Here is a 19,296-nt window from a genome sequence, read left to right as displayed (position 1 = left end):
CCAGACCCTCGCGGCCTAACCTTCACTTAGCCAGTCCAACTTTCGGGGCCCAGTTCAGTCGATGAAGGGACCCTTCATCCACCGCCCGCTCCTCTCAGGGCGATCACCACGGGTCGAGGCGATTAAGCTCGCCGCATGGACCTGAGCGCGTTCCCCCGAGTCGCACTGGGCAGCTGGCCGACCCCGCTGGAGGACGCCCCGAGGCTCGCGACCGCGCTCGGCAGCCCGCCGGTCCTGATCAAGCGCGACGACGTCAACGGGCTCGGTGCGGGCGGCAACAAGCTGCGCAAGCTCGAGTTCCTGCTCGGGCAGGCGATCGAGCAGGGTGCGGACACGATCATCACGTTCGGCGCGCTGCAGACCAACCACGGCCGGCAGACCGCCGCGGCGTGCGCCAAGCTCGGGCTGCGGTGCGAGCTCGTGCTGACCGCCAAGGTGCCGATGACGGGCGAGGCGTACGAGAGGTCCGGCAACGTCGTGCTGGACCACATGTTCGGCGCGAACGTCCACGTCTGCGCGGACGCCGAGGAAACCGCCGAGGCCTACGAGAAGGTCAACCACGACAAGGCCGTCACGCTGCCCGTCGGCGGGTCGAACGGCCTCGGCACGCTCGGCTACGTCGCGGCGGCGGTCGAGCTCGTCGGGCAGCTCACCGAGCGCGGCATCGGCAACGCCACCATCGTCGTCCCGCAGGGCAGCGGCGCCACGGCCGCGGGCATCGCGCTCGGCACCGAGCTGCTGGGCTGGCCCGGTGCGGTCCACGCGGCGAGCGTGTCCCACACCGCCGGGGAAGCCCGCCAGGAACTCGCGCAGCTCGCCGGCGACGCCGCCGAGCTCCTCGGCACCGGGAAGCCGGAACTGGGCCACGTCACCGTCACCGACGACACGGTCGGTCCCGGCTACGGCGTGCCGACCGAGGACATGTGGAAGGTGCTGAAGCTGTTCGCCGAGACCGAGGGCGTGATCCTGGACCCGGTGTACACGGGCAAGGCGGCCGTCAAGTTCCGCGAACTCGCCCCCGCGAGCGACGTTCCCGTCGTGTTCCTCCACACGGGTGGTCTTCCGGGTTTCTACGGCTATGCGCCGGAAGCCGTCGCCCAGTTCTGATAGCGGCTGCTCATTAACGCGTCCTATCGACGCGTTTCACCGGCGCACCTGACAGTGCATTGGGCACCAATTGGCCAGGTTTTGTCCATGAACCCTGAGCCATTAACCGGGCATAATCGCGCCCATGTCCGCCCACGTTTCATCGTCGTCACTTTTTCACTCGCACGGCGCAATCTTTGGAAATCCACGCCCGCTGGAATACTTTGACCTGCACTTATGCCTGTGAGCTGCGGCGACACGCGCGCACAAGAGCAGCGATAACGATCCGACATGCGGCGATCGAGAACGGTAACAACCCGCTCGCCACGGTCGATCGAAATACCGCGACCCGCCCGAGCAACATTCGACCAGCGTCAGTGGGTGAATTGACTCATGCGTCTGAACGTGCTCGCTTCCACCGCGGCTGCGCTGCTGCTGGTGCCGTTACCGGCGGGCGCAGTACAACAAGCAGTACAACAACCGGAACCTGTCATCCAGCCCGCGCAGATCGTCGTTCTCGTCGACGAGTCGGGGAGCATCAGCGCCGACGACATGCAGCGGGAACGGGAAGCGGCCGCGCTGATCGCGCTCGGCGAGTTCTCGCCGGGGTCGTCGATCGCCGTCGTCGGGTTCGCCAGTGACGACGGCGGGCAGGGGCAGACGCCGGTCGACGTGGTGTGCCCGCCGAGCAAGGTCGCGACGGCGCAGGACCGGCAGCGGCTCAGCGACTGCGTGAAGAACCTCCGCAGCCGCAAGCAGGAAGAAGGCCAGGGCACCGATCACGCCGCCGCGCTCCAGCAGGCGTTGAGCTATCTCACCGGCGACGAGGACGGCCCCAAGCTCGTCTTCCTGCTCACCGACGGCAAGCTCGACGTGAGCGGCAGCCCGCGGTACGGGCCGGACAACGTCGGCGACCAGCGCAACCGGGCCGCCTCCGCCCTCATCGACACCGTGCTCGCCCAGGCCAGGCAGGAGAAGGTGGCGATCTGGCCGCTCGGGTTCGGTGACGTCGACCGCGCGCAGCTGGACAGGTTCGCCAAGGGATCGTTCCAGGGCCAGTGCAGCGACCGCTCCCCCAGCCCGTCGGCGGCCGTCGTGGCGAGCAGCGCGGACGTCGACAGGGCGCTGCTGCAGGCGTTCGGGGCCGGCCGGTGCGCGGGTGTCGGCGACATCCAGCGCACCCCGGTCAGCCCCGGCGGCACGGCCGAGGCGAAGGTGACCATTCCGATGATCGCGACCGACGGGTCGATCATCGTGATGAAGCACGACTCGCGTGTTGCGGTGTCCTATGTGGACCCAGAGGGCGAGGTCGTGCCGAAGTCCGGGACGCAGGGCGAGTCGACCTTCCAGGTCAGCGGTGAGAACGCGACGGTCGAGGCGTTGCGGGTGGTGAACCCGTTGCCGGGCACGTGGACCGTGAAGATCACGTCGTTCCCGGACGTGCCGAGGATCGACGTCGGCACCGCCGTGCTGTACCAGGGCGCGGTGCGGTCGGCCATGACCCTGAGCCCGCCGGCGCCGCGGCCGGGCCAGCAGGTCGTGGTCGCGCTCAGCCTGCAGACCCGCAGCCGGGCGATCGTCGACCCGGCCGCGTTGAAGGCGTTGTCGTTCACCGCGACCATGTCCGGCTCCGGCTTCACCACGACGGTCGACCTCAACGACGAGCAACGGGACAGCGACGAGCGCCGCGACGACGGTGTCTACACAGGACAGGTCACGATCCCGGAGAAGGCGACGGGGTCCGTCCGGTTCGTCGGCAAGGTCGCCGGGATCGGCATCAGCGGCGACACCAGGACGGTCGACGCGGCGATCGTGTCCGGCCCGGCGCCGCTGGCCGCCGTCAGCTCGTTCGGCGACACCGACCGGACGGTGGCGCCCGGCGACTCGCTCAAGGGCACCGTCACCGTCACCAACAACTCGGGCAGGGCGAGGAAAGCCCGGATCATCGTGAGCGACCCGGCGCCCGGCACGCTGGCGAGCATCCCCGGCGAGCAGACGGTGCTGAGCCTGCCGCCGTCGGGCGTGAGCACGTTCGACTTCGACCTCACCTTCGCGAGCGACACCGTCATGGGCGCCAACGCGGTGACGCTCAAGGTCGTCGACGACGAGAGCCCGCAGGACGTGATCTACGAGTGGCGGTTGACCGCCAACGTCGCGAAACCACCACCGCTCACCGAGATCGCGATCGGCATCGGCGTGTCGGCGGTGCTGATCACGTTGCTGGTCATGTTCTTCGTCCACCGCAGGCGCCGCGACGTGCGCGGGCTGGTCGTGCACCTGTACGAGGGGCATCGGGGTCGCGGTGACCTCGCCGCACCCGAGCAGCCATCAGCGGTGTTCCGGTTCCACCTCGGTGAGGCGGACCAGGGCGTGCCGCAGCTCGCGCACGCCGGACCTGGCGACGACACGTACGAACTGCGCCGCAACGGCGGGGTGCTGCGGCTGCGCACGCCGTACGGCGAGGACACCCGGTGCCACGTCGGCGAGCACGTCGACGTGACCCCGACGCTCGCGATCAAGGTGCTCGACGAGCGCGCCGCACTCGAGTTCACCGACGACCCGCTCGGCGCGGACCTGCGCGACGAGCGACCGGCAGACGGCGACCACCACCTGCTCTAGCGGCAGCGGAAGGACAACGATGCAGATCTACCAGCCCATGCTGTACGTAGGACTGGGTGGCACCGGCTGTCGGGTCGGGGCCGAGCTCGAACGCAGACTGCGCGAGGAGCTGTGCGGTCCGGACGGCACCGACCTCCAGCGGATGATGCAGGGCAAGAACTTCCTGCCCTACCAGCTGCCGTCGTGCCTGCAGTTCGTCTACGCCGACCTGAGCGAGGACGAGTTCGGGGCGCTGGAACGCCGGGTCGTCCCCGACCCCGCGTACCTGCCCGCCGCGGAACGCACGATGCACCTGGTGCGCGAACTCGTTCCGCACCACGACACCTACCCCGAGGTGGCCCGCAGCCTGCGGCTCGCCGCGCCCTCCTACGTCGAGGACTGGCTACCGCCGCCCCAGGGCGAGCCGAGGATCGGACCGCTCGCCCGCGGTGCCGGGCAGCTGCCGACCGTCGGCCGCGCGGCGTTGTTCGAGACGTTCCGTGGCGGCACGTCGGCCGCGCAGGGCCCGCTGCGCAAGGCGGTCGGCGCGATCAACAACTCGCTCGGCGAGCTGGCGTTGCTGGGTGGCGGCAAGAGGTCGTTGTCGTGCGACGTGTTCGTGTCGTTCTCGGTCGCGGGTGGAACGGGCAGTGGAGTCTTCTTCGACTTCCTGCACCTGATCGGCGACGTGTTCGCGCGGCAGGACTACCGGGCGCGGATCTTCCCGCTGGTGCTGATGCCGTCGGCGTTCGACGAGGGGCTCGGCGGTGGCCGGGCCGCGCGGCTCAACGCCGGCCGGGCGCTGCTCGACCTCTTCCGGCTGGTGGACGACCAGAACGCGCAGACCGCGGGCACCGAGCTGGACAGCTACGGCATCAACGGCACGCTGTCCGTGCGCTACCCGGACCGCGAGGAGATCCGGCTGCGGGCGTCGACGCTGCAGACGGCGTTCCTGTTCGGCAAGGGCGCCGGGGTGCAACGGGAGGACCTGCACCGCTCGGTCGTGTCACTGGTGCTGTCGTTGATCGGCACGGACCTCGGCACGGAGGGCGACGGCGGCCGCGGTGCCGTGGCGCAGACGTACATGTCGTTCGCCGACAGCTTCATCAACAGCGCCGTCGAACGCGAGGTGCCCGCCGCGACCGGCATCGGGAACCGCGGTGTGTCAACGAGCTCGGTCGCGTCGATGACGGTTCCGGTGGACGACATCGCGGACATCATCAGCACGAGGCTGCTCGCCGAGGCGGTCGACGAGCTGAGCGAACCGCCGACCGGCCAGGCGGAGAACAACTCCCCGTTGATCGAGCGGTGTTTCACGGCGTCCAATTTGGACCCGCTGCGGCTGCGGGCTCCGGTCGCCATCCGGGAGGCGTCCCCCGCGACGGGCGCGGAGGCCATCCAGGGCGCGCTCAGCACGCGGGCCCGCACGATGGAGTCCGGGCTGCGCACGCTGGACCAGCAGCTCGCGTTGCAGGTTCCCGAGCTCGTGCAGTCGTTCGACGCGCGGCGGGCGGTGCGGACGCTGCTCGGTGAGGTCGACCTGTTCCGGCTGTGGCGCGTGCTGAGCGGGCACGACTCGCTCGCCGACACCGCGAGCACGATGGGGTTCGCGAAGATCCTGGAGGCGCGGCGCGGCGAACCACCGGCCCCGGCCGGTCTGACGCTGAACCCGCCCACCGCCGCGGGCATCAAGGGCAAGTTCCTGCGCAAGCTGCAGTGGGCCGACCCGGCGGTGCGGGCGGCGATCGCGCGCCAGGACGAGTGGTACGCGTGGCGGGCCAAGCGGGTGTGGCACGCGGCGTGGAACGACCAGGCGGTGCGCTGGGACGTGAAGCTCAGGACCGCGCTGCGCGAGGTGCAGGAGCTCGTCGGTGCGTTCTCCGACCACGCCAGGATGAGCGAGCGGCGGTTCCTCACGCGGGCGCGGGAGCTGTACCAGCAGCGGGTCGGCGTCACGTACCTCCTGCCGCCCCAGGGAGATCTCGAACCGTTCTACCAGTCGGTCGTGCGCCGGTTCGTCGACTACTACGTGCACCAGGGCGGACGGCTGCGGCCGACCGCGACGCCGGGTGACCTGGTGACCGAGATCCTCGGCGAGCACGGCTGGCAGCAGGCCTACGACCTGGTGGTCGAGGGCAAGGGCGTCGGCGTCGCGGTCGCCGGGGTCAAGGACCGGATCAAGCAGGCCGTCAAGCGCCTGTTCTCCTACCGCGACGGCCAGCACCGGCCGTTGCTGCCCGCGTTGCAGGAGCTGCTGGCTGCGGCCGCCGGCAGGCCGGGCCCGCTGGTCGGCGACGACGAGCTGGCCCAGTTCCGGGAGAAGCTCTCCGGTCTCGTGCCCGGCGGGTTCGCACCGAGCGGAACGGGCAAGCTGCGCATCCTGTTCTCGTACCCGGCCGCGGCCAAGGACTTCGAGCTGGAGAAGTTCCTGCAGCAGACCGTGCAGCTGCCGCGGTCCGGTGCGGTGGTGGAGTTCCGCCCGATCGCCGCCGAGTCGATCACGGTCGTGCTGTTCCGCAGCTCGATGGGCCTCACCGAGGTGCCGGAGGTCCGCGAGGTGCTCAAGCACTGGTCCGACGCGCTCAAGAACGAGGAGCAGCAGGACTTCCTGCGGTGGCGGCAGCGGCTCGGCTACGACTACGGCTATCTGGCCACGATTCCCGAGCACCGCGAACGCATCCTGCACCACCTGCTCTGCGCCGCCTGGAACGACCAGATCAGCGTGGTCGGCGACGAGGAGTCGCCGTGGGCGGTCAACGTGCGGCTCGGCGAGGGCGCCCAGGCGATGATGCGGCTGGAGCTGGAACCGTTCGGCCGGCTGTCGAGCTGGGCGAGCCTGCTGTCCGCCTACGAGGCCTGGGTGCTCACCGACGACGAGCAGATCCGGCTGGACTTCTGCGCGCGGCTCATCTCGACCACGCCCAACGGGGTGTACCGCAGGCCGGTCAAGCCGGCAGGGCTCTTCGACCGGATCGTCGGGATGGCACCGGACGAGCTCGCCCGCATCGACGCCGAGCTCGCCGGGCGCACCGGCGACAGCGGCATCCGCAGGCTGCACGCGCTGCGCGAGTTCTGGGACCGCACGCTGCCGGGCGCGTTGAAGTTGCCGTTCCGCGGGGTCAACAACCCGTTGCAGGACAACCTCCAGGACCTGCGCGAGTGGGTCGCCCGAGATCCGGAATGGCTGCGACCGTGACCCGGTTCGAGACACCGGACTCGGTGATGACGCTGGACCTCCGCACGCCGGAAGGTCAGTCCTACGTGGAGAATCTGCGGCGCCGCGACGTGAGCGAGCTGGGGCCGTCCAACCGCCTGCTGGTCGTGGACACCACGGCCGCGCTGAGCGAGCACCACGAGTGGTTCGAGCGGCTCGCGATGCTGCCCCAGGTCGACGCGGTGGTGCTGGTCGCCGTCGGCGCGATCGACCTCGACGGCAAAGGCCCGTCCCTGCGCACACCGTCGGCGCTCGCGAACGTCGGCGTGACGGTGTGGGTGGGTGACGGTGCCGGAGTGCCGTGGCAGGGCGGGTCCCGCCGCCCTGGTGCGGGCCGCGGTGACGCCGGGGTGGAGGACCTGCTGACCGCGCTGCGCTTCCCGCTGGTGTTCGACAAGGTCTTCGCCGAGGTCAGCGAGATGCCGCACCAGGCGGCAAACCCCGGCCTGGCGGTGGACTACGCGACGGTGGAGCCCGCGATGATGCGGGCGTTGAAGCTGCGGGCGTTGCGGCAGCTGGTGGCGACGGGAGTGGCGGCACGGCAGCACGACCGCGAGTCGGCCGAGCTGGCGTCGGTCGTGCGCGGTGCCGCGGAACGCGACGCGGCGTCGTTGCGGCCGGGATCACCGCTGCACGACGCGATGACGACCGCGCAGAGCCGGGTGGGCGCGGCGGCCCGTGCGATGGACGCGCTGCGCGGGTTCAGCGGGCTGCTGGGCGGGGTGCACCGGGTGGTCCTGGCGCGGCTGGCCGAGGCGGGAGAGGCCGTCACGCGGCACCACAAGGCGACCACGCGGGCGTTGGAGGACGTGGATTCCAGCCTGGCGGAGGGTTATCCGTCACCGGCGGAGCTCGTCGAGCAGGGCCTGCCGTCGCCCGCTCCGGTGAACTCGGTGGAGCTGGCCGAGTCGTTGCGCAAGGCGGTCGTGGCGGAACTGGCGGGTGGCAGGACCCTGCCGGGGCTCGCGGACCAGGCACGCGGGCTGGGCAACCAGCTCGGCGCCGCGCGGAGTCTCGTGGTGGCCGAGTCCGTGGACGCGGAGATCCGGTCGTGGATCGGCAAGCTGCTGAAGCCGCCCGCGTTCCGGCTGTGGCCGTCGCCGGTCATGCACCTGCTGCCGGTGGTGTTCGTGACCTGTCTGCTGGCCGCGTGGCTGCCGGGGCTGCGCTGGTGGCCAGCGGTCGGGCTCGGCCTGCTGTGGGTGCTCGCGGTGGCGCTGCTGTTCCACCGCGCACCCGGTGTGCAGGACGCACGGATCCCGCTCGCCGCAACGGTTCTCGTGGCGGTGGCGAGTGGCGCGGCGGGCACGTTCTTCCCGCCGCTGCCGTCGTTCGGCCTGCTGATCACCATCGGCGTGCTGGTGGTGCTGGTGGCCGTCGCCGTGGGGAGCGTGGTGGCCGTGTGGAACCACGCGGTGACGACGTGGGCGGACGAGGTTCCGGTGCGGCGCGCGGCGAGGGCGAACCGGCTGCTGGTCGAGCAGGTCACCCGCACGATCGAGGAGCGGTGGACGCCGTCGGACCGCAACCGCCGCCTCGCGGACGCGTTGCTGGTGATCGCCGGTGCGATCGACGCGGTGGTCGAGGTGTTCGGCGACGTGATCTCCGACCGGCGCGAGCACCACGACGGGGTCACGCTGAGCGTGGACAGCTCGGCAGGGCTTGCCGAGGTGCTGCACCACGACCTGGTCGCGATCACGCTGGAGGTGCTGCGGCCGTCGTTCGACGAGATCTCCTCCCGCACGCCGCTGTCCGGTGACTCGCAACGGTCTCTGCTGCGGGCGCAGGAGCTGGTGGCCGAGTACAACGACCACCTCGACCACGCCGGACTGCGCGAGCTGCCGCCGTTCGTGACCGACGACGGTCCGCGCAGGCGGCTGGCGGCGGCGCTGTGGCAGAACTCGGACGCGAGCAGGCGCGTGCTGTCGCTCACCGCGCGCAGCCTGATGACGCAGCTCTGCGCGGCGGAGGACATCCGCCTGCTGCAGGCGGACGGCACGGTTGTCGTGCACTTCGCGTCGTCGGACATGGATCTTCCGCCGGCCGACGGCGGCGTCGTCATCCGCACCCGAGGTGACGCCGTCGGCGCGATCCGGTTGACGCCGTTGGTGAACAGGATCGTCCAGCGCGAGGTCCACGTGGTGGCGCCAGGTCCGGAAGGGGACGCCGGATGACCCACTCCGCGACGAACTTCGACACGCTCACCGGACGTGATCCGGCTGGCAGGCCCGCGTACTGGCAGGTGCAGACGGTCGACACGGCGCCGGGCGCGGACTCGCTGCTGGTGACGTCGCGCGTGAAGACCCACGACGGCACGACGTTGCTGCACCGGACGTTGCCCGACATGGCGAACCCGGTGGACCTGGCGCTGGCGGAGCTGTTGCTGGACAACGAGATCCGTGCGCTGACCCGGCTGCACGCGCGCTACGCGGTGCCGTTGCCCGAGCTGCCCCGGCTCGTCGGGTACGACTTCGACTCGGCGGAACCCTTCGTGCTGCTGGAACCTCCTGCCGGGCGCAGCGTCTCCGGCGGGCTGCGGACCCTGCTGATCGACGAGCGCCGCCGGTTCCTGATCGGGCTCTTCCGTGCGCTGGCCGAGCTCGCCGCGGTCGACCTGGTGCACGGATCGGTGGGGCTGTCGTCGTTGTGCTGGGACGGCCACACGACGCAGCTGATCAACCTGGAGCACACCGTGAACACCGGTGAGGCGTCGCGGTCCTCGTTGTCGCGCAACGGTGGCGTGGCTCATCCCGGCGACGACGTCCTGGCGGCGGGCCGGGTGGTGTACGAGCTGTTCACCGGCAAGCGGGTGGATCTCGGCGACGCCCCGGACCTGTCGTCGCAGCCGGAGGTGCTGGCCGCGTTGCTGGACGGCGTGTTCGAGGCGCGGCCGGACGACCGGCCGACGGCGGTGCAGGTGCTGGAACGGCTGAACGACCGCGATCCGCTGCCGCGTCCGGTGGACGTCGCCGCCACGATGCAGGCCGGTTACGAGCGGTTCGACCAGCTGCACCCGCCGAGGGCGGTCGCGCCGACGGTGGCTGCGCCGCGCCCGCCCGTGGTGGCCCCTGCCCCGTCCCGGCCGTTCCCGTGGCTCCCGGTGGCGGTCCTGGTGGTTCTGGTGATCGCCGTGGTGTGGGTGATCCTGTGACAGCGCCGACGGAATCGAAGCGCGTGACGTGCCCGATCTGCCTGGAGCCCTTCACCTGGCGGGAGGAGGAGCTGTACCGGCGGGTCACCGACAGCAGCGGTGCCCGGTGGGTGCGCGCGGACCTGTCGAACATCCACAACCCGGTCAAGCGCAGCGACCGGCGGGCGCGCTGTTACGTGCAGTGTCCCAACCCCAGCAGGGAAAACCGCGAGCACTACCTGCCGATCTCCTACCGCGACCACGGCGAGCCGATCATCATCGGCCTGGTCGGCCGCGGCGAGTCCGGCAAGACCCACCTGCTGGCCACGATGATCCACGCGGCGTTGCGCGGCGACCTGCGCCACCACGGCCTGGCGTTCGAGCCCGCGGACGAGTTGCGGCACATGGCGTTCCAGCTGGAGATCAACGAGCTGATGCGCGGCAACAAGCTGGAGGCCACGGAGGACCTCAAGGAGGAGTTCACCACGTACCTCCTGGTCAGGACGAGCGCGGGCACGACGAGGCCGGTGGTGTTCTTCGACGTGGCAGGCGAGGACTTCGTGCGGTCGGGCGCGCAGGGGCTCGGCGGCCAGTTCGTGCTCGGCGCGACCGCGTTGATGTTCGTCGACCACCCGGCGGAGGCGGTGCCGTCGTTGTACGGATCGCCCGAGCGCAACGTCAACCCGGCGTTCGCGGGCGCCCTGCAACGCCTGGCGCAACGCAAGGACATGGCCGACCTGCCGGTCGTCATGGTGCTCACCAAGGCCGACGAGCTGCGCTACCAGCACCCGGTAGACCACTGGATCCGGCTCGACGACGCGCGGGAACCCCTGTCCGCGGCCCAGTTCCGCGCGGAGAGCAGGGACGTGTACGCGTTCCTCGACCGCTACGACGCCCAGCCGATGCTCGACACCTACGAGAAGTTCCGCAGGGGCACCCTGCACGTCGTGTCCGCGACCGGCGTCGCCGTGGACCTCAACAACCAGTACCCGCGCGGTGTCCGCCCCGCCCGCGTCCTGCGCCCGCTGCTGGCGCTGATGGCGATGATCGGGCTCGTCGACCACCCGGAAGCCGTGGAGGTTGGCACATGATCGACCAGGTCGTCTTCGCGTTCACCGGCACCTCGGGCATGGGCCCCGTCGCGAGCTCGCTGGACCGCGGCGCCACGCTGGACTGGCACGAGAAGCTCCGCCAGCACACCAGGTTGTTCGGCGCCGCGCCCGCGATCTCGTTCAGCCACCTGGAGTTCCCCGACGGCACGGCCGCGGTGCTGCGCCGCGCGGGCAAGGCGGGCGACGCGGGCCGCAACCTCGCCCACGCCCTCGTCGGCTCCAAGGAGATCATCGCACTGGTGGTGCCGTCGATGACCAGGTGGGAGGACGGCTGGCTCGACACCGCGCCACCCAGCGACCAGCTGCCCGCGCTGTCCGCCGCCCTGTTCGGCGCACCGGCTGAGTCCGATGTGGACGATGCACTGGTCGCCCCGATCGCCTCCCTGGCGCGGTCCCGCCCCTCCGGCACGTTCAGCGTCATCGGCGTGCCGGACGAGCAGCGGCTGGCCGTGGTGTGGCGGCTGCGGGAACTGCTGCCCGCCACCACCTGGACGTTCTCGACGTACGAGAAGACCGACGCCGACAAGCCGAACCTGCCCCGGCTGATCTTCCTGTCCGAACGCCCGCACGACTCGGTGGAACCCCAACCGGGCCGGCTGCGCGTCGACGTCACCGCGGAGACCAGCCACCACCTGGAGGAGCCGATCACCGAGGAGATCCCGGTGCAGGTGGCTGTCGCGCCGGTGCCCGTCCAGCGCGACCTGCCGAACAACGCCCCCGTGCCGATCCAGCGCGACCTGCCGGGCGTGCTGTACGGCAACGGCCCGGTGCACCAACGCCTCCTCCAGCTGGCGGAGATCGTGGAGTCGCAGGACATCGAGTCGGTGCACCGGCAGGCCCCGGCGTGGCTGCCCGACCTCGCCGTGCCGCCCTCCCTCGCCGCCTACGCCGTGGAGTACCTGGAGAACAAGGGTTTCAAGGACCTGGACCCGCCACTGGCCCGGCGCTGGCGTGCCGAACAGGGCGTGGCCCACACGTCCGCGGCCGCGCTGGAACCCGAGCCGGCCCGGCCACCGACGGACCACGCGCTCGTCGACCAGGTCTGGCAGCGGCACGCGCACTGGTCCGCCGCAGCTGACGCGGCCAAGCGCAAAGCGGTGCACTACCGGCGTTTCACCCTCATCGCGTTGATCGCCGGTGCGGTGGGAGCGGTGCTCTCCGCCCAGCTGACCACCGTGGCGGAGTGGGCGACCGGACTGACCGCCGGACTCACGGCCGCGATCGTCTCCGCCGGCACGTACGTGCGGCAGTGGCGCGAACCCGCGGCACGCCAGGCCTGGACGTCGGCACGGCACAGATCGGAAACGCTGAAGTCCGCTGCCTGCGCCTACCTGGCGGGGGCGGGCACCGCCGAGGCCCTGCGGGAGCGAATGGCCGAGATCGGCCCGCACACCGTGACCAGGTCGCCGAAACGCCCGCCCGACATCACCGACGCCGCCACGTTCTCCGCGAGCCGCGTGGACGGGCAGATCCGATACCACGAAGTCGCGGCTGACCGTTACGAGAGGAAACTGCGCCTGGCCGAACAGGCGGAGCTGGCCTTCGGCCTGATCTCCGTCGTGCTGTCGGCCGTCGCCGCCCTCTACGGCGGCGTCGTGGTCTGGGCGGGCGTCTGCACGACGATCGCGGGCGCGATCACCGCCCACGTGTCGCAGTCCGGCTACCAGCTCATGATCGCGAGCTACCGGCGCACGGCCAGCGACCTGCACCGCCTGCAGCGGTCCCTGCCCTCGCGCAAGGACCTGGCGGCGCAGGCCCGGTTCGTCGTCGAGTGCGAGCGCGTGCTGGAACTGCAGAACGCCGACTGGCACACGCAGCACGCCTCGGCACAGGGAAAGGACCAGCGGTGAGACGACGCAAGGGCGCCCTGTGGGACGTCTTCATCAGCCACAGCACGAAGGGATTCGAGGGCGGTCTCGCCCACCAGCTGCTCACCCGGCTGATCACCGATCTCCCGCCCAGGGCCATCCGGGTGTGGGCCGACAAGAAGAAGCTTCGTCAAGGCGACGCGTGGCGCAAGGACATCGCCGACGCCATCAACAAGAGCCACGTCGGCATCATCCTGCTGGACAAGCGCGCTCTGGGCCGTCCGTGGATCTACAAAGAGGCCAACCTCATGGAGGGGCAGCCGAAGGAGCGGCACTACCGCATCATCACCGTCCTCATCGGACTGACCAGGCAGGACGTGCGCGACCACGGCAACGAGGTGTTCGTCGAACTGGTCGAGAACAAGCAGCACTCCGTGGTCGAGAACCAGCCCGGCGTCGAGGCGTTCCTCGCCGAGCTGCTCGACCTGATGTCCAGCGTCGAGCTGGGGCTGCTGCGCGCCGACGAGATGCGGTTGGTGCAGATGGTGGCCGAGCACCTGCCGGAGGACCTGGACGAGATCATCGACCTCACCACCTGGTTCGTCGAGGAGCCGCACCCACCACCGCTGCTGGCGAGGGAGGTGCTGGCGCACCTGCTGCTGAAGGCGAAGCTGGAGCCGTGCGTGCGGCAGATGTTCGTCGATGCCAAGGACTACTTCCTCGGCAAGCAGAACCCGGCCGCGCTCAAGCGACTGGTGAGGCTGATCGCGCCGAGCTGGATCCCGTTGGAGGACGCGGCACCGATCGTGCCGCCGGCCGGGGCGAGCAGGCGGGTCGGGGTGCTCGGCACCATCGCCGACGCCTCCGCGCGCGGCGCGATCACGTGCGAGACCGGCAAGGCGCTGGTGCGCAGGGCAACGCACTGGGACGAGCACACCTGCGACGTCTGGGAGTTCGGGCAGATTCCCACCGGTGCCGAGAGGTCTCAGGAGCTGAGCACCGACCTGGACGAGCAACTGGACTACTGGGCGCGCGAACTGGACCGCACCAAGTACATCGTGCTCGAAGCGGGCAGAGACGAGTCGGACCGGCTCGACGGCGTGCGGCACGTGCACAACCAGTGGCCGAACGTCGTGGTCGTGCTGGTGATCGGTCCGACCGTCGATCCGGAGAAGGAGCAGTTCGACTCCGAGCTCGGCACGCCGACCTACTACCGGACGCGGCTGCCGCGCGCCGACGAGGCCAGAGCGAACCAGGTGATCCGGGAGATCTGCTGGCACCTCGACATCAAGCATCAGGGAGAGAGCGCATGACCCTCAGTGCGGGAGCCGCGCAGATTCAGCTGCAGGGCCATCAGTACGTGTGCCCGGACGTCCTCGCCCTCGCCGTGCGGGTGGCGCGGGCCACCGCGCGTCCCCTGCTGCTGTTCGGCGCGCCGGGGTCGGGGAAGTCGTCGCTGGCCAAGTTCATCGCCGCGCGCGACGACCTGCGCTACTACGAGCACGTGATCACCGCCAGGACCACCGCACGCGACCTGCTGTGGTCGTTCGACAGCGTGCGCAGGCTGAGCGACGCGCAGACGCGGACCGGGGTGAAAGCCGACAGGCACTACGTCATGCCCGGCGCGCTGTGGTGGGCGTTCGACCGGGCGAGCGCACTCGGCCACGTCCGGGCGACGGAACCGTACGCGGACTGGAACTCCAGCCGGGCGGACCACGGCGCGATCGTGCTGATCGACGAGATCGACAAGGCCGACCCGGACGTGCCGAACAGCCTGCTGATCCCGTTGGCGGACCGGTACTTCACCGTGACGGACCTCGACGGGGCACCGGACGTGCACGAGACGTCCACGCCGCAGAGCCTGATCGTCATCACCTCGAACGAGGAGCGTGAGCTGCCGCCCGCGTTCGAGCGGCGGTGCGTCGTGCACCGGCTCGACGACCACGACGACGAGATGCTGGAGACCATCGCGGGCAACCACGCGCCGAAGGACAGCGACTACCCGCTGCCCTACCTGATCTCGCAGCTCAAGGAGGCGCGCAACACCGCACGGGACGAGCAGCGCAGGCAACCGAGCACCGCCGAGTTCATCGACGCGATCAAGGCCTGCATCGGCGAGAACATCACCACGCCGGAGCACTCCCACATGAAGGACATCATCAAGATGATCTTCGAGAAGGACACGCGGTCCGACGACGTGCAGGGGTGGCCGCGGTGAGACCCGCGGCCTGGCTCGGCGATCTGGTTCGCGCCGTCGCCGCGGTCACCCCGCCCGGTGAGCCACCTGATCCGGACGTGGTGGGCACCGTCGCGCGCATGCTCGGCATCACCGAGCCCGTGCCGGTCGAGAAGATCACGAGCAGGGAAGTGCCGACGGCACAACAGGACGAGCCCGTGACGCCGGTGCTGCCGCCCGCCAGCAGCGACGTGCCGTTCGGCGAGCACCCGGAGCGCCCGGAACCACCGCGGTTCGACGACGCGGAGGACGACACCGGACGCGGTCCGCTGGTCGGGTTGCGGGAGTCGTGGGTCGAGGTCGCGAAACCGACGCTCGTCTGGGAGGACGAGAACGTCGCGATGCTCGAACGCACGACGGTCGAGCAGCTGCGCCGCAAGCCTCCGTTCGAACCGTTGCTGCGCAGGGCGTCCACGGCGGCGATGGTGCAGTCGCTGATGACACAGCGGTTGCCCGGCGACGAGGTGGACGTCGACGCGCTGATCGACGAGGTGGCCGCGGGCCGGGCGGTCACCTCGCTGCCCCGGCTGCCGCAGCCGACGTTGCGCTGCGGTGCGCACGTGCTGATCGAGGACTCGGAAGCGATGTCGTTGTTCTGGCGCGATCAGTGGGAACTCGCCCGTGTCGTGCGCAACGTCGTGGGTGCCGCCCTCACCGACGTGAGCGTGTTCAGCTCCACGCCGCTGTGGCCGCGCCGGGGGCATTCGCATCCCGCTCCGCGCAGGGCGGTGCTGGTGCTGTCCGCGTTCGACGTCCTGCAGGGCCGGGCCGAGCGGGAGGAGTGGGAGTACTACGTCGCCTGGTTGCGGCAACGCGAGTGCCGCGTGGCCGGGCTGGTGCCGTTCCCGCCCGACCGGTGGTCCCGCTGGCTCACCCGCCTGATGCCCCTGGTGTGCTGGGACCGCGGCACGACCGTCGGCACCGTCCGTTCGGCGCTGGAGAGGGTCGCATGAGCCTCGCCCGCCTGGAGGAGGAGCTGGCGCGGCCGCGGCTGCGACCGGACGTCGAGCTGGCCGTGGTGCTGAGCGTCGCCACGCGCATCGAGATCGAACTGGTGCGTGCGGTGCGGTTGAAGGTGTTGCCGCACCTCGACGTCGGTGCCGAGTCGGACTTCTGGTTCAGCGAGTGGATCGGTGCCCGGCAGCCGCGGGTGGTGGCGCTGCGCCCGGATCTGCTGGAACCGTTGCGGGCACGGCTGAACGCGATGGTCCACGCCGGAACCGTGCGCTCGCTGCGGGCGGTGATCAAGCACGTCCACACCGACATCTCCGCGGCGCTCCAGCTGGAGGAGGACGTCAACTGGCGTGCCTGCACCGGTGAGCACGGTGGATTCGCCGCGGCGTGTGCGTTGCTGCGCAGCGGAACCAAGGCGATGGCCGTGGAGTACCGCGACGGCGTGGCCGGCTGGGTCGCCGAGGCCAAGCACCGGCTGCCCAGGGACGTGATGATGAGCGAGGACGGCTGGCACCTCGTCCTGCACGCCAAGTACCTGCGCCCGGACTCGATCTCGGACGCGCCCACCGACGGCGACGTGGAACACCTGCTGAGGTCCTTGCTGCTGCCCGCGGCGTACGGCAAGGAGGTCGACGCCACCCGCCGGACGCTGGCCGTGCGGTGGAAGGGCGGCACGCTCGTGCTCGGTGGTCACGAGGAGGGCGCGGTCACGATCGCCCTGCTCCACCACGTTCCGCCGGTCGTCGAACTGACCGCGCACGGGCAGAGCGAGGGCCGGTGGGTCCTCGTCGAGGAGGAGTTCCGGTTCACCCCGCCGGAGAAGGGGCCGGTGCGCCTGCGCACGGTCGACGGCAGGGTCTTCCACATCCCCGACGCCGTGGGCGACTCGGTGCAGGCCTCGCCGGTGCTGATCAGGACGCACGGACCGGCGGGCGAGCCGGCCCGGTTCTGGCTGCAGCCGGTCAGGTTCGACACCGACGACCGGGCCCGCGCCGGTCAGCCGATCGCGTTGCTCGGCAAGGTGCTCAGCGCGGTGCCCGTCGACGCCCACGCGGCCGGGAGGTTGCGCGCCTGGCTGGACCACGACGAGCACACGATGGTGCGGCTGCTGCACGGGACGACCGAGGAACAGCGGGTCCGGCTCGCCACGCAGATCGCGGCGGCGAGCTCCGAGCAGGGCTGGCAGGTCTACCGGGGCCGGCAGGATCCCGAGGCCGCACACTGGCTCGACACCACGAAACCCGAGCCCGGCCGGCGAGGCATCCTCCTCGTCGTCGACCGCGCCGACACGTGGCACCCCCGGCACCTGCGCGACATGCTGATCGCGCTCACCGCCTACCGGGTGCGCACCCGCGTCCTGCTGCTCAGCGCGGAGGCGGGGTCGTGGTGGCAGGCGCTCGTCCGCACTCTCGAGGGCCGCGGGGTGGACACCGGTGTCCAGCCGATCACGGGAAGCCGCACGAAGCGCAACGACCCCGAGACCTACCGGAGTTCGATCGCGGTGCTGGCGGCCACGATGTCGCTGGACATGGCGAGGCTGCTGCCCAAGGCCACCATGCCGAGGACGGACGAGGCCGCGGAACCCGTCGCCGTCGCCACCGTTCTCGACGCGCTCACCAAACGGAAACCGGCACCGTCGGCACGAGCCAGACAGGTGATCCTCCGGCACGAACACAACTTCCTGACGCGCAAGGAATCCGGCCATCGCACCGCGCTGGCCAGGCTGGTCTTCCTCGCCACCCTGCTGCGACCGCTGCGGATGCAGGACGCCAGGGAGCTGTCGTTCCACTTCGGACTGACCGACCAGGAGGGCTGGCCCGCACTGCTGGCGGCCTACGAACGCCACTACTCGCTCGACCAGGACACGCTCGACCCGCTCGGCGCGAGCCACCTGCGCGACGACCTGCTCGCGGCGGCGCTCATCGACGGCGACCCCGGCGCCGGCGTCGACCCGGAGTGGGCACGCGGCGTGCTGAGGCAGCTGGACCGCGACTTCCGGGCACGAGCCGTCGGTGTGCTGGCGCATGCGGCACAACGGTTTCCGCGGCTCGCGCTGCTGCACATGAACCCGATGGTGTGGCACGAGCCAGAGCTGCTGGTGAAGGCGGGTGCGGCCGCGATCATCGCGGCGATCGGCACGGCCGACACCGAGCTGCTGCAGAAGGTGAGTTCCGCGGTGCCGGCTCCGCACGAACGCGACCTGCGGCTCGACCCCGCGGTCGCGCGGCTGGAGGAGGTGCTGGTGGGCCACCTGTTCGTGCAGGGCACCCCTGGACCGGAACGGGACGCGCCACTGCACCTGCGGCTCGCCCGCTCCAGGGCACGGGCCGGACTGACAGAGGCGGCGCTGACCGCTGCCCATGACGCCACGCTGGCGTATCGGCGCCTGGTGGTGAACAAGCTGCGCAACCACACCCAGTCGTTGTGCGAGAGCCTGATCCTCGAAAGCGAGCTGCTGGGTGAGCTGGGCCAGGCCGGTGAGGCGTTCGAGACGGCGCAGGACGCCGAGCGGCGGCTGCGCGAGCTGCAGCGCCGCATGCGCGACCGGCCGGGCGCGAACCTCGGCGTGGCGCTCGCGAACCTCGGCAGGCAGAAGGCACGGGCACGCGGGGACAAACGGCAGGCGCTCGACGACCTCAAGCAGGCGGTGAAGATCCTGGTCGGGCTCGCGGCCGACCAGCCGGCCGAGTACCGGCCCGAACTCGCCGAGGCGCTGGTCACCCTGTCCGAACGCGCGGCGGACGCGGGGTCGTTGACGATGGCCCGCGAGTGCGCAGAGGAGGCGGTCGAGCTCGCCCGCCTGCTGGAGGAGCACAACAGCTGGGCACACGGGTACCGGCTGGGGGCCGCGCTGCTGTGCCTGTCGGCCCGGCAGGAGACCGGCGAAGCCGTGGCGTCCACCACGGAGGCGGTGAGGCTGTACCGGAAAGCCGCGTCGGCCGCGCCCGACCGGTTCGGCCCGCATCTGGCGCTGGCGCTGACGCGGCACGCGACCTTGCTGAGCGAGCTCGGTTCGAAGGACGACGCGGTGGCGGCTGTGGAGGAGGCGGTCAGCCTCTACGAGCGGACGCACAGCGGGTACGCCGGTGAGCTGGCGGCGGCCGTTGCGCTGCGTGACCGGTGGAGGGGTGGGTCCGCGTGATCAGTACCCTGGTGTT

The 19,296-nt window shown here is 70.8% G+C and carries 11 protein-coding genes; all 11 read left to right on the top strand.

Annotated features, from left to right (window positions below):
* The first annotated feature begins 135 nt into the window (after window positions 1-135).
* The 11 genes from IEZ09_RS41310 to IEZ09_RS41260 all read left to right on the top strand — a co-directional run bounded on the left by IEZ09_RS41310 (window position 136) and on the right by IEZ09_RS41260 (window position 19,280).
* Window positions 136-1,107 (top strand): D-cysteine desulfhydrase family protein, encoded by a 972-nt coding sequence (locus IEZ09_RS41310; RefSeq protein WP_189259308.1) that lies wholly within the window; start codon window positions 136-138, stop codon window positions 1,105-1,107.
* Window positions 1,108-1,479: 372 nt separating this feature from the next.
* Window positions 1,480-3,705: a VWA domain-containing protein gene (locus tag IEZ09_RS41305; protein WP_189259307.1), complete on the top strand. Its 2,226-nt coding sequence runs from the start codon at window positions 1,480-1,482 to the stop codon at window positions 3,703-3,705.
* 19 nt (window positions 3,706-3,724) lie between these two features.
* Window positions 3,725-6,880 carry a tubulin-like doman-containing protein gene (locus IEZ09_RS41300; protein ID WP_189259306.1) on the top strand — a complete coding sequence of 1,052 codons (3,156 nt, stop codon included), beginning with the start codon at window positions 3,725-3,727 and terminating at the stop codon, window positions 6,878-6,880.
* Complete coding sequence (locus IEZ09_RS41295) at window positions 6,877-9,072, top strand: hypothetical protein (protein WP_189259305.1); 2,196 nt, start codon at window positions 6,877-6,879, stop codon at window positions 9,070-9,072. Before IEZ09_RS41300 ends, IEZ09_RS41295 begins: the two co-directional genes overlap by 4 nt.
* A complete protein-coding gene (locus IEZ09_RS41290) occupies window positions 9,069-10,049 on the top strand; it encodes a hypothetical protein (RefSeq protein WP_189259304.1) in 981 nt (326 codons plus the stop codon). Before IEZ09_RS41295 ends, IEZ09_RS41290 begins: the two co-directional genes overlap by 4 nt.
* Window positions 10,046-11,119 (top strand): TRAFAC clade GTPase domain-containing protein, encoded by a 1,074-nt coding sequence (locus IEZ09_RS41285; RefSeq protein WP_189259303.1) that lies wholly within the window; start codon window positions 10,046-10,048, stop codon window positions 11,117-11,119. The genes IEZ09_RS41290 and IEZ09_RS41285 overlap by 4 nt, the downstream gene beginning before the upstream one ends.
* Window positions 11,116-12,990, top strand: a complete 1,875-nt coding sequence (locus tag IEZ09_RS41280; protein WP_189259302.1) for a DUF4231 domain-containing protein — start codon at window positions 11,116-11,118, stop codon at window positions 12,988-12,990. The genes IEZ09_RS41285 and IEZ09_RS41280 overlap by 4 nt, the downstream gene beginning before the upstream one ends.
* On the top strand, window positions 12,987-14,261 hold the full coding sequence (locus tag IEZ09_RS41275; RefSeq protein ID WP_189259301.1) for a TIR domain-containing protein: 1,275 nt from the start codon (window positions 12,987-12,989) through the stop codon (window positions 14,259-14,261). The genes IEZ09_RS41280 and IEZ09_RS41275 overlap by 4 nt, the downstream gene beginning before the upstream one ends.
* On the top strand, window positions 14,258-15,166 hold the full coding sequence (locus IEZ09_RS41270) for an AAA family ATPase (RefSeq protein ID WP_189259300.1): 909 nt from the start codon (window positions 14,258-14,260) through the stop codon (window positions 15,164-15,166). The genes IEZ09_RS41275 and IEZ09_RS41270 overlap by 4 nt, the downstream gene beginning before the upstream one ends.
* Window positions 15,163-16,137, top strand: coding sequence for a hypothetical protein (locus IEZ09_RS41265; RefSeq protein ID WP_189259299.1), 975 nt, complete (start codon window positions 15,163-15,165; stop codon window positions 16,135-16,137). The genes IEZ09_RS41270 and IEZ09_RS41265 overlap by 4 nt, the downstream gene beginning before the upstream one ends.
* The gene (locus tag IEZ09_RS41260) at window positions 16,134-19,280 is read left to right on the top strand and encodes a tetratricopeptide repeat protein (protein WP_189259298.1); all 3,147 of its coding nucleotides are present in this window, start codon (window positions 16,134-16,136) and stop codon (window positions 19,278-19,280) included. Before IEZ09_RS41265 ends, IEZ09_RS41260 begins: the two co-directional genes overlap by 4 nt.
* Window positions 19,281-19,296 lie beyond the last annotated feature (16 nt).

The organism is Lentzea flava, assembly GCF_014648475.1.
Classification (GTDB): domain Bacteria; phylum Actinomycetota; class Actinomycetes; order Mycobacteriales; family Pseudonocardiaceae; genus Lentzea; species Lentzea flava.
Note: the sequence above shows the minus strand (reverse complement) of the source record. Positions and strands in the feature narration are given on the sequence as shown.